This is a genomic window from Mycolicibacterium arseniciresistens (assembly GCF_030519285.1).
Taxonomy (GTDB): domain Bacteria; phylum Actinomycetota; class Actinomycetes; order Mycobacteriales; family Mycobacteriaceae; genus Mycobacterium; species Mycobacterium arseniciresistens.
The window spans coordinates 1-11501 of record NZ_JAUMSQ010000279.1 but is presented as its reverse complement, the minus strand read 5'-3'; the positions used below and the strand labels follow the sequence as shown (position 1 = coordinate 11501).

Here is an 11501-nt window from a genome sequence, read left to right as displayed (position 1 = left end):
GCCGGCGCGGTGCGTGCGCTCGCGGCGCTGCGGCCCGAAGGCGGGACCGCGATGGGCGCCTGGCTGGCGCACGTCCGCGACGTCGTCGGACAGCACCCCGGAGCGCTCGCCCACGCGATCCTGCTCACGGACGGGAAGAACGAGCACGAGACACCAGAGCAGTTGGCTGACCAGATCGCCTTCAGCGAAGGCATGTTCACCTGCGACTGCCGTGGGCTGGGCACCGACTGGCGGGTCGACGAACTGCGGGCCATCTCGTCTGCGCTCCTCGGCACCGTGGACATCGTCGCCGATGCCGCCGACCTCGCCGACGACTTCGCGGCGATCATACGGACCTCCATGGAGAAGTCGATTCCCGATCTGACACTGCGGTTGTGGACGCCGACAGGCGCACGCGTCGAGGTCGTCAAACAGGTCGCCCCGACTGTCGAGGACCTCACGCACCGCCGCGTCGACGCCGGGGATCAGTGCGGCGAGTACCCGCTGGGATCCTGGGGGGCCGAGGAACGCGACTACCACATACAGGTGGTCGTCGAACCGTCCGCGGTCGGCCGAGAGAAGCTCGCCGCGCGGGTGAGCCTGGTGTCGGACGGCACGGTGCACAGCGAGGGCCTGGTGACGGCGGTCTGGACCGCGGACACGCAGTTGTCGGCGCGGATGAGTCAGCGCGTCGCGCACTACACCGGGCAGGCGGAGCTGGCTCAGGCCGTCCAGGACGGCCTCAGCGCCCGCAGGAACGGCGACACCGCGACCGCGACCGCGAAGCTGCAGCGCGCCGTCGAGCTCGCCGAGCGATCGAACAACGACGGCACCGCCAGACTGCTCCGGGGCGTCCTCGACGTCGACGAACGCACCGGCACCGCCCGGCTGAGGCCCGAGGTCGCCGCGGCCGACGAGATGGCCCTCGACGCGCGCTCGACGAGGACTGCACGCATGCGGAGGGACGCCTGATGCCGACCTGCGACGAGGGGCACGACTCGGCCGCCGAGGACTACTGCGAGGTGTGCGGCAGTTCCATGAGGCCGGCTGCCGGCCACCATGCCTCGGAGATTCCGCCGGCGCTCTGCCCCGCTTGTCGCGCACCCGTCACCGGTCGCTTCTGCGAGGTCTGCGGGAACGACTCGGCACTCCAGCCGCCCGACGACGCGCCGGCTCAGGAGGGCGACGGCGCCGAGTGTCCAGCCGTGTGGACCGTCGTCATCGGCGCCGATCCCGACTTCTACGGGCGGGTCGTCGCCCGCGGCGGACCGGACACCGTCGAGTTCCCAGAGGTGTTTCCCGAGCGCCGGATCAGGTTGCGGCACAGCACCACACTGATCGGCCGCCGTCACCGGGAGCAGGGGGTGCAGCCCGGCATCGACCTCGGCATCCATCCCGTCGACCGCGGCGTCTCCACTCAGCACGCGGTGCTCCGCCTGAGCGCCACCGGCCTGACCGTCACCGACCTCGGATCGACCAACGGCACCAGCCTGAACGGAAGCGACGACTTCCTCGGCAACGGCGAGGAGACGCCGCTGACGGACGGCGACCGCATCCACGTCGGCGCGTGGACGACGATCACGATCGTGCGAGAGCCCGGCGAGGGCAGGAGAACCGGATGAGCCAAGAGGCATTGAACCGCGAATTGCAGGACGCTCGGGAGCAGTCCGCGGCCAGTCGCGAGATCCTCGCAGCGCTCGGTCGGGACGTCGCCAACCCGGGCGCGGTGCTCGACACCGTCCTCGAATACGCCGCGCGGCTGTGCGGGGCGCGGGCCGCACAGCTGTTCCTCCTCGACGGCGATGTGTTCCGCCTGTCCCGCGTCTCCGGGGAGACCCCCGAGGATTACCGCCGCTACCTCCTGGCACACCCGATCTCCAGGAATCGTTCCTCCACGGTCGGCCGGGCCGCCGAGGACCGGCGCACCCACCAGATCGCCGACGTACTGGGTGACGCCGACTATGGGCGACACGATCTGCAGCGCCTGACCGGCTTCCGCACCCTGCTCTCCACTCCGATGCTCCTGCAGGACGAGGTGGTCGGCGTGGTGTCCATGTGGCGCACGGATGTCGCGCCCTTCGACGAGCGGGAGCGCACACTGCTGGAGGAGTTCGCCGTACAGGCCGCGATCGTGCTGCGACAGGTCGACCTGATGCGGGCGCTGGAGGCGCGGGGCACAGAACTGTCCACCAAAGTCCAACAGCTGGAATCACTTCGGCAGGTCGACGAGGCGGTCGGCTCGAGCCTCGACCTGGACGAGGTGCTCAAACGGATCATCAGCAATGCGGTACGACTGACCAACCTCGGATTCGGCGACATCACCCTGAGAACCGACGGCGGATCGATCCTCGAGTACGACGGCGTGACGGACACCTTCCACGTGCGCGCGTTCGGTAGCAGCCGACGCCTGCTCGAGCAGTTGCGCGAGATCACCATCGACCGCGAATCCACGATCGTCGCTCGAACCGCGGACGCCCACACGCCCCTGGAGATCCCCGACCTCGAGCACGCCGAACTCGACCCCTTCCTGGACATCCTGTTCCGGGACGGGTGGCGCTCTCTTCTCGCGGTGCCGATGCGCGCCGGTGACCGGATGGTCGGCGTCCTGGTGATCCGGCGGCGGGGCACCGGCAGGTTCCCGCCGGATCTCATGGAGCTGCTCCAGACCTTCGCCAACCAGTCGGCGCTGGCCATCGTCAACGCCCGGCTGTTCCGAGAGCTGGAGACCAAGACACGCGAGCTGGAGATCGCCAGCAACCACAAGTCCGAATTCCTGGCGAGCATGTCCCACGAACTCCGCACCCCGCTCAACGCGGTGATCGGGTTCTCAGAAGTGTTGCTGGAGCGCATGTTCGGCGAGCTCAACGAACGCCAGGACGAGTACCTGCGCGACATCTGGAACTCCGGCCGGCACCTGCTCGAACTCCTCAACGAGATCTTGGACCTGTCAAAGGTGGAAGCCGGTCAGATGGTGCTCGAGTCGAGGACCTTCAGTGTGCACGGCGCACTGGACTACACGCTGCGGATGGTTCGTGAGCGCGCCGCCCTGCACGCGATCACGGTTTCGGTGCACGTGGCCGACGACGTCGACATGATCGAGGCCGACGAACTTCGGTTCCGGCAGGTGGTGCTCAACCTGCTGTCCAACGCCGTCAAGTTCACACCGGACGGGGGGGACGTGTCCGTCCGGGCGTTCCTGGACGGCACGGACCTGGTGATCACCGTCACCGACACCGGGATCGGGGTGGCGCCCGACGATCAGGAGCGCATCTTCGAATCGTTCCAGCAGGGCCGCCGGGGCGTCTCCAAGGAGGAGGGCACCGGCCTTGGCCTGACCCTGTCACGGCGCATCGTCGGACTGTTCGGCGGGCGGATGTGGTTGGAGAGCACCGTCGGCGTGGGAAGCACATTCGGCTTCACCGTCCCGGTCCAGCCGGGCCGCGACGACCCCGACGCACCCGCCGCACCCGGCGAGCTACCCGTGGTCGTGCTGGTCGACGACGACCGGGCGTCACTGGACCTGATCACCGCCTACCTCGAGGGGTCACCGGTACGGGTACTGCGGGCATCCGACGGCGCGCAGGCCCTCGATCTGGTGCGCAGGGTGCTCCCGGCCGCGGTGGTGCTCGACCTCAGGCTGCCGGTGGTCGACGGCTGGCAGGTGCTCGCCGAACTCAAGGCAGACCGCGACACCGCGGGCATCCCGGTGGTGATCGCCTCCGTCGTCGACGACCGGATCCGCGGCATGACACTCGGCGCGGACGCGTACCTGCGGAAGCCGGTCAGCCGCGACGAGGTGGTGAATGCGCTTCGCAGCGTAGGCATACCGGCCGTCGCGGGAACAGGTGACGCACATCTGGCGACGGGGGCACCATGACCGACGAACCGGTGACCGTACTGGCCGTGGACGACCAACCGCAGAACCTGCGACTGCTCGACGCGGTCCTCACTCCCCGCGGATACCAGGTGCTGACCGCGCAGTCGGGCGGTGATGCGTTGACGCTGCTCGGAAGTCGCGACGTGGACCTCGTGCTGCTCGACGTCGTGATGCCCGAACTGGACGGCTACGAGGTCTGCCGCCGGATCCGGTCCGATCCCGCGACTGAGTTCCTCCCCGTGGTGATGATCACCGCGAGTGGGAGCGAACAGCGCCTGGCCGCATTGACCGCCGGCGCGGACGACTTCATCACCAAGCCGTTCGACCAGAGCGAGCTGCTGGCCCGCGTCGCGTCGCTGGCGCGCATCAAGCGGTATCACGACACCATCCGGCGCCAGGCCGACGAGTTGGCCCGGTGGAACGCCGAACTCGAGGCCAGGGTCGCCGAACAGGTCGGCGAGCTCGAGCGCACCAACCGGCTGCGACGCTTCCTCTCACCCCAGCTCACGGATCTCGTGATCAGCGACGAGCACCTGCTGGAAAGCCATCGCCGCGAGATCGTGGTGCTCTTCGCCGATCTGCGGAACTTCACCCCGTTCGCCGAGACGAGTGAACCCGAGGAGGTGATGGCCGTGCTGGCGGAGTATCACCGCGCGATGGGTGCGTCGGTGCATGCCCACGGAGGCACGCTCGAGCGGTTCACCGGGGACGGCATCATGGTCTTCTTCAACGATCCGGTGCCGTGCGATGACGCCGCATGGCGCGCGGTCCGGACGGCGATCGAGATCCGCGACGCCGTTCAGGAACTCGCGGCGCGGTGGCGTCGTCACGGCCACGACCTCGCACTGGGCATCGGGATAGCCCAGGGCTTCGCGACGCTGGGCCGGATCGGCTTCGAAGGGCGTTTCGACTACGCGGCGATCGGCAGCGTCACCAATCTCGCTGCGCGCCTGTGCTCCGACGCCGGGCCGTGGCAGGTGCTGGTCACCGACCGGGTGCTCGCCGCCGTCGAGCAGACGTCGCGATCAGAGTTCGTGGGCGACGTCCAGCCCAAGGGATTCAGCCGATCGGTGCGAGTCCACAACATCAGCGCGATACAGGAGATGAGCCCATGACCCGATCAGTGACCGACAGCAGACCGCTGTCGCAGCTCGACGAGGACGAGCGCTACCGCACCTTCGACGCCCTCCAGACGTCCATGCCCTCGGTGTGGGAGTCGATGCGCGCCGGCTTCGCCGATGAATCGGTGGTGGTGGTCCCGTCGATCAGCATGGACGGCCCGACGGCCAGAAGCGGCACCGTCATGCAGGCCATGGAGGAACGGGCGCTGTTCCTGCTGCTGTTGCTGCGCCAACCACGGCTGCGGATGATCTACGTGACATCCCAGCCGGTGTCCGAGTCGATCGTGGAGTACTACCTGGGCCTGCTGCCGGGCGTGATCCCCCGCCATGCCCGCGCGCGCCTGACGGTGGTCCCGGTCGGCGACGCCTCGCCTGAACCGCTCAGCTCGAAACTCCTCGCCCGGCCGCGGCTGCTGCGCGAGATCCGCGCGCTGATCCCGAATCCCGCCCGCTGCCACCTGATCCCGTACAACACCACGCCGCTGGAGCGGGATGTCGCGCTGAGCCTCGGCATCCCGATGTACGGTGCGGATCCCCGGCTCGCCGACCTCGGCACGAAATCCGGCTGCCGCAGGATGTTCGAGCAGCTCGGGGTGACGTGCCCGGTCGGAGCGGAAGACCTGCACACCCTCGACGACATCGTGGGCGGAGTGCAGCGCATGCGCGCCCGCAGGCCCTCGCTCACCCAGGCCATCGTCAAGCTCAACGACGGCGTCTCCGGTTCGGGCAACGCCCTCGTCGATCTGCGCGGGCTGCCTGCGCAGGGCTCACCGGACGAAGCGACGGCGATCACCGAACGCCTGCTCGGCATGCAGTTGGAGGCACCCAACCTCGCCTTGGACGTCTACCTGAAGGCCTTCGAGCAGTACGGCGGCATCGTCGAGGAGCGGATCACGGGCGTCGCGCTGACGAGCCCGAGCGTCCAGATGCGAGCGCTGCCGGACGGCACGGTGGAGTTGCTGTCCACCCATGACCAGCTGCTCGGCGGCGCCAGCGGTCAGAAGTACCTCGGCTGCGTCTTCCCCGCGGACCCCGGCTACGCCGGGCTCATCTCCCGGCCCGCGATGGTGATCGGCAGGCACCTGGCCCAGCTCGGGGTGCTCGGACGGTTCGCCGTGGACTTCGTGGTGGTGCAGGACGCGGACGGTGCCTGGACGCCGTACGCGATCGAGCTCAACCTGCGCAAGGGCGGCACCACCCATCCGTTCCTGACGCTGCAGTTCCTGACCGACGGCCACTACGACGGTGAGCGCGGTGTCTATCTGACCCCGAGCGGCAGCTCGAAGTACCTGGTGGCCACCGACCACTTCGAGGATGACAGCCTCCGGGCGCTCACGGTCGACGACCTCTTCGACATCGTGGTGAACCACGGTCTGCACTTCGATCAGTCACGGCGCACCGGTGTGGTGTTCCACATGATCAGCTGCCTGACGGAGTGCGGTCGCGTCGGGTTGACCGCCGTCGGGGACAACCCGGAGGACGCGCGACGCATCTACGAGGAGGCGCAGGCCGTGCTCCGCCGGGAGGCGGGGGCGGCTCTCGAGGAGTGGCCGGTGGGCACCGGCTACTGAAAACTGCAGAAATCGCCGGACCTTCTGAGTGGTCGACCTACCATGAACCGCCTGAATCGGGGTTCTGAGGTGTGCCCATGACGAAGTCCGAGCACCCGGCGGTCCGCACCTTCCTGTTCACCGACATCGAGGGTTCGACACGACGCTGGGAGGCCGACGCCGAGGCGATGCGGGCAGCGCTCGCCGCTCATGACGCCGTGCTGCGCGCCGCTGTGGCCGCCCGCGGCGGCGAGGTGTTCAAGCACACCGGTGACGGCGTGTGCGCGGCATTCGGCTCGCCGAACGACGCCGTCTACGCCGCGGTGGCCGCGCAGCGGGCGCTCGAGCTGCCGGTGAGGATGGGCATCGCCACGGGTGAAGCCGAGGAGCGCGACAGCGACTACTTCGGTCCGGTGCTCAACCGGGCCGCCCGGGTGATGGCGGCCGGCCACGGCGGACAGATCCTTCTAGACGGCGCCTCCGCAGGTCTCGTCACGAACATCGGCCTGATCGCCCTGGGCACGAAGCGGTTACGCGACATCGCTGCGCAGGTCGAGGTGTTCCAAGTGCACGCCGACGGACTCGCGGACGAGTTCCCGCCGCTGAAGACGCTCGATGCGGTCGTGGGAAATCTACGGCGACCGGCGACTCGCCTCCTCGGCCGCGATGACGATCTCGCCGGGCTGCTGACCTCCATCCGGGAACACCGCCTGGTCACACTCACGGGTGTCGGCGGCGTCGGCAAGACCCGGCTCGCGGTGGAGGTTGCCGCCCGCAGCGCACCACAGTTCCCGGACGGAGTGTGGCTGATCGAATTCGCCGCAGTCACCGACCTCGCGGCGGTGCCCGAGGCGGTGGCAGCCGTGCTCGGCATCGTCCAACAGCCCGGCATGACGCCGGCCGACAGTGTGGCCACTGCTCTGGTGGGCCGGTCCCGGTTGCTCGTCTTCGACAACTGCGAACACGTGCTCGACGCGGCGGCCGTCCTGACGGAGTCGATCCTCGGTCGCTCGAGCTCGGTGCGGATCCTGGCGACGAGCCGCGAGGGACTCGGGGTGCCCGACGAGAGGATCTGGCCGGTGACGCCGCTGGGATGCGACGGTATCGCGTCCACGGCCTTCGACTTGTTCATCGAGCGCGCGCATGCCGTTGCGCCCGGGTTGCCATTGCGCGACAACAGCGACGCCGTCGTCGACATCTGCCGACGCCTCGACGGCATACCGCTGGCACTCGAGCTCGCCGCTTCCCGCATGCAGTCGATGACCGTCATCGAACTTCGAGACCGGCTGGACGACCGATTCCGGTTGCTCGTCCGATCAGGCCGGGGCAACACCCGTCACCACGCGCTGCGCCACGCCGTCCGGTGGTCGTTCGACCTGCTGGACGAGAACGAAAGACGAACCCTCGCCGTGTGTTCGGTGTTCGCCGGTGGGTTCGACCTCACTGCCGCCGACGCCGTGACCGGAATCGGCGACGAGGTGGGCACCCTGAACCTGCTCGATGCGCTGGTCCGCAAGTCACTCGTTGTGGCGGACCGGTCGTCGAGCCGGACGCGGTACTCGATGCTGGAGACCATCCGGCAGTACGGCGAAGAACACCTCGAAGCCTCAGGCGAGGCGGCCGATGCCCGCAAAGCCCACGCACGTCATTTCGCCGGACTCGAAAGTGAGGTGCTGGCTCGGTGGGACGGGCCCCGCCAGCGCGAGACCTACGCGTGGTACGCCGACGAGCTGGCGAACCTGCGTGTGGCGTTCAATTGGGCAGCCGCACAACTCGACTTCGACACGGCGGCCGCGATCGCCGTGTACACCGCATTCCTCGGCGGATGGATCGAACAACACGAACCGGCGCGTTGGGCGGAATCACTGATCGACGCGGCCAAGGCGAGCCGCCACCCACGCCTGGGCCAGCTCTACGTCGCCGCCGCAGAGTGCTACCGGACGGGACGGCTGACGCCCGCCGTCGAGTACGCCGACGCCAGCGCCGCACTGATCACCGATGACCGCTATTCGCGCTCGCCGTTCGGGATCGAGCCCACCGCGCTCGGCGGCACCTACATCACCGTGGGCGCCGCGGACCGATGGCTCGAACTGTTCCGTGATACCGACACAACGGAACTGAACACGTTCAACCAGGGCTCGCTGGTGATGGCTCTGCTCACGTCGGGACGACTGGAAGAGGCGAAAGTCGCGTGTGCAAGGCTACTTTCGTGTATCGAAACCACCGATAATCCAGGCGCTCGCGCGTATGGGCTGCTCGCCTACGGCTACGTGCGACGCATCGACGACGCCGCCGTCGCGTACGACACCCTGCGGCGCGGGCTGTCGATCGCGATCGACAGCGGCAATCGGATGACCGAGGCCTATCTGTTGGTCAACCTCTCGTCGATGGTCGGCACGCACGGCGACGCGAAGGACGCGCTCGACTTCCTGGCGTCGGCAATCGAGAACTTCGCCGATGCCGGCACCTACTCCCACATGGTCAGTCCGCTGGGCGTTCTCGCTTCCGCACTCGACCGCATCGGCGTCCACGACGGCGCCGCCGTGATCATCGGGTTCGCGGCGACGGCCTTCGCTCGCGCCACTTTCCCCGAAGTCGCCGCCACCGAAACTCACCTGCGTCAGACGCTCGGCGACGACGAGTACGCCCGACTCCGCCGGCTGGGTGAGAACATGGCGAACTCCGCGATCGCGCAGTACGCCCTCGAACAGATCGACCGGGCGCGCACGCTCACCTAGCGTCGAGCGTGCGCCGTCGCCGACGATTCACGGCGTGTCGACCGGCAGACACGCACGCTCGCGCAGAACTGGCGTGCAGCTACTCCGCTTCGGCGAGGCGGGTCTTCAGCGCGTCGAACTCGTCCTTGATGCCGGTGGGCAGTTTCTCGCCGACGAATTCGAACCACTCCTCGATCAGCGGCAGTTCCTTACGCCACTCCTCGGGGTTCACGGCGAGCGCCTCGTCGACGTCGGCGGCGTCCACGTCGAGGCCCTCGAGGTCGAGGTCCTCGGCGGTGGGCACGATGCCGATCGGCGTGGTCTTGCCGTCGGCCTTGTGCTCGATGCGCTCGACGGCCCACTTCAGCACGCGGCTGTTCTCACCGAAGCCCGGCCACAGGAAGCGGCCGTTGTCGCCACGGCGGAACCAGTTGACGAAGAACACCGCGGGCAGCTTGGACTCGTCGGCGTTCTTGCCGATGTCGATCCAGTGCTGGAAGTAGTCACCGACGTTGTAGCCCAGGAACGGCAGCATCGCCATCGGGTCGCGGCGCACGGTGCCCACCTTGCCCTCGGCGGCCGCGGTCTGCTCGGAACCCAGTGTGGCGCCGATGAACACGCCGTGCTGCCAGTCGCGGGCCTGGGTGATCAACGGGACGGTGGTCTTGCGACGGCCGCCGAACAGGATCGCCGAGATCGGCACGCCCTGCGGGTCGTCCCACTCGGGGGCCAGCGTCGGGCACTGCGAGATCGGGGTGCAGTAGCGCGAGTTCGGGTGCGCCGCCTTGGTTTCCGTCTCACGCAGGACCCAGTCGTTGCCCTTCCAGTCGATCAGGTGGTCGGGCTCGCCCTCCAGGCCCTCCCACCACACGTCGCCGTCGTCGGTCTTGGCGACATTGGTGAAGACGGTGTTGCCCTTGGCGATCGTCTTCATGGCGTTGGGGTTGGAGTCCCAGTTGGTGCCGGGCGCGACACCGAAGAACCCGAACTCGGGGTTGGTGGCGTAGAGCCGGCCGTCCTTGCCGAACCGCATCCACGCGATGTCGTCACCGACGGTCTCGGCGCGCCAGCCCGGGATGGTGGGCTGCAGCATCGCGAGGTTGGTCTTGCCGCACGCCGACGGGAACGCCGCGGCGATGTAGTAGGCCTTGTCCTCGGGCGAGATCAGCTTGAGGATCAGCATGTGCTCGGCGAGCCAGCCCTCGTCGCGGGCCATCGCCGACGCGATCCGCAGCGAGTAGCACTTCTTGCCCAGCAGGGCGTTGCCGCCGTAGCCGGAACCGAAGCTCCAGATCTCGCGGGTCTCGGGGAAGTGGGTGATGTACTTCGTGTCGTTGCACGGCCAAGGCACGTCCTGCTGGCCCGGCTCCAGCGGTGCGCCGATCGAGTGCAGCGCCTTGACGAAGAAGCCGTCCTCGCCGATCTTCTCCAGCGCCGCGGCGCCCATCCGGGTCATCGTGCGCATCGACACCACGACGTACTCGGAGTCGGTGATCTCCACACCGAGCTTGGGATCCTCGGAATCCAGGGGGCCCATGCAGAAGGGCACCACCCACATCGTGCGGCCGCGCATGGAGCCGCGGTACAGGTCGGTCATGATGCCGCGCATCTCGGCCGGGTCCATCCAGTTGTTCGTCGGGCCTGCGTCGATCTCGCGCTCCGAACAGATGTAGGTGCGTGACTCGACACGGGCGACGTCGGAGGGATCGGACAGCGCCAGGTAGGAGTTGGGCTGCTTCTTGTCGTTGAGCTTCTGGAACGTGCCCGCCTCGACGAGCTGTGCGGCGAGGCGCTCGTACTCCTCCTGGGAACCGTCGGCGAATGCCACCCGGTCGGGCTGTGTCAGCTCGGCGATCTCCCGAACCCAGGCGAGCAGGCCCTGATGCTTGGTCGGTGCGGTGTCCAGACCCGGAATAGTCGCTGAGGTCATCTCTCGTCTCCTGCATCTTCTGCTGACGGGCGCTGCCGGACGCAGACCCCGACGCCGCCGAAACTACGAAATCAGTGGTGCTGCGGTCGTCCCTTGTAGTGAGGTTAACGTGGGTGACATACCCGGGGAAATTCTGGATCATGTCCGATCACTCACAGGAACGATTCAGAAAACTCCTTCCCGCCGGTTGACCGATTCAGTTCCCGGCCGAATCCTCCGACGACACCCGTTCGGCATCGGCCGACGGGCGCGAGCCGTTGGTCGCCGTCGCCGGGGCCGACCCGTAGAGCTCGGTGCTCACGGCGTCGAGCGCCCGCTGCAGCGGCG

General features: G+C 68.2%; 7 protein-coding genes. 6 read left to right on the top strand and 1 reads right to left on the bottom strand.

Annotated features, from left to right (window positions below; genetic code table 11):
* The 6 genes from Q2100_RS25385 to Q2100_RS25360 all read left to right on the top strand — a co-directional run.
* Positions 1-951: hypothetical protein (locus Q2100_RS25385; protein WP_302916282.1), on the top strand; the 951-nt coding region annotated here is incomplete at its 5' end.
* Positions 951-1601: a double zinc ribbon and FHA domain-containing protein gene (locus Q2100_RS25380; protein WP_302916281.1), complete on the top strand. Its 651-nt coding sequence runs from the start codon at positions 951-953 to the stop codon at positions 1599-1601. The genes Q2100_RS25385 and Q2100_RS25380, both read left to right, overlap by 1 nt.
* Positions 1598-3856: a hybrid sensor histidine kinase/response regulator gene (locus tag Q2100_RS25375; protein WP_302916280.1), complete on the top strand. Its 2259-nt coding sequence runs from the start codon at positions 1598-1600 to the stop codon at positions 3854-3856. Before Q2100_RS25380 ends, Q2100_RS25375 begins: the two co-directional genes overlap by 4 nt.
* Positions 3853-4971, top strand: coding sequence for an adenylate/guanylate cyclase domain-containing protein (locus tag Q2100_RS25370; protein ID WP_302916279.1), 1119 nt, complete (start codon positions 3853-3855; stop codon positions 4969-4971). The genes Q2100_RS25375 and Q2100_RS25370 overlap by 4 nt, the downstream gene beginning before the upstream one ends.
* Positions 4968-6548 (top strand): peptide ligase PGM1-related protein, encoded by a 1581-nt coding sequence (locus Q2100_RS25365; RefSeq protein ID WP_302916278.1) that lies wholly within the window; start codon positions 4968-4970, stop codon positions 6546-6548. The genes Q2100_RS25370 and Q2100_RS25365 overlap by 4 nt, the downstream gene beginning before the upstream one ends.
* A gap of 77 nt (positions 6549-6625) precedes the next feature.
* Positions 6626-9265, top strand: a complete 2640-nt coding sequence (locus Q2100_RS25360; protein WP_302916277.1) for an adenylate/guanylate cyclase domain-containing protein — start codon at positions 6626-6628, stop codon at positions 9263-9265.
* Between the two features lie 79 nt (positions 9266-9344).
* Here the strand turns inward: Q2100_RS25360 and Q2100_RS25355 are convergent, their stop codons facing one another.
* Entirely contained in the window at positions 9345-11174 is a 1830-nt protein-coding gene (locus Q2100_RS25355) for a phosphoenolpyruvate carboxykinase (GTP) (protein WP_302916276.1), read from the bottom strand.
* Positions 11175-11501: the final 327 nt, after the last annotated feature.

What these genes read in the sequence shown, in the direction of transcription:
- Q2100_RS25380 (WP_302916281.1), top strand. Translation starts at nt 951, where the DNA reads ATGCCGACCTGCGACGAGGGGCACGACTCGGCCGCCGAGGACTACTGC.
- Q2100_RS25375 (WP_302916280.1), top strand. Translation starts at nt 1,598, where the DNA reads ATGAGCCAAGAGGCATTGAACCGCGAATTGCAGGACGCTCGGGAGCAG.
- Q2100_RS25370 (WP_302916279.1), top strand. Translation starts at nt 3,853, where the DNA reads ATGACCGACGAACCGGTGACCGTACTGGCCGTGGACGACCAACCGCAG.
- Q2100_RS25365 (WP_302916278.1), top strand. Translation starts at nt 4,968, where the DNA reads ATGACCCGATCAGTGACCGACAGCAGACCGCTGTCGCAGCTCGACGAG.
- Q2100_RS25360 (WP_302916277.1), top strand. Translation starts at nt 6,626, where the DNA reads ATGACGAAGTCCGAGCACCCGGCGGTCCGCACCTTCCTGTTCACCGAC.
- Q2100_RS25355 (WP_302916276.1), bottom strand. Translation starts at nt 11,174, where the DNA reads ATGACCTCAGCGACTATTCCGGGTCTGGACACCGCACCGACCAAGCAT.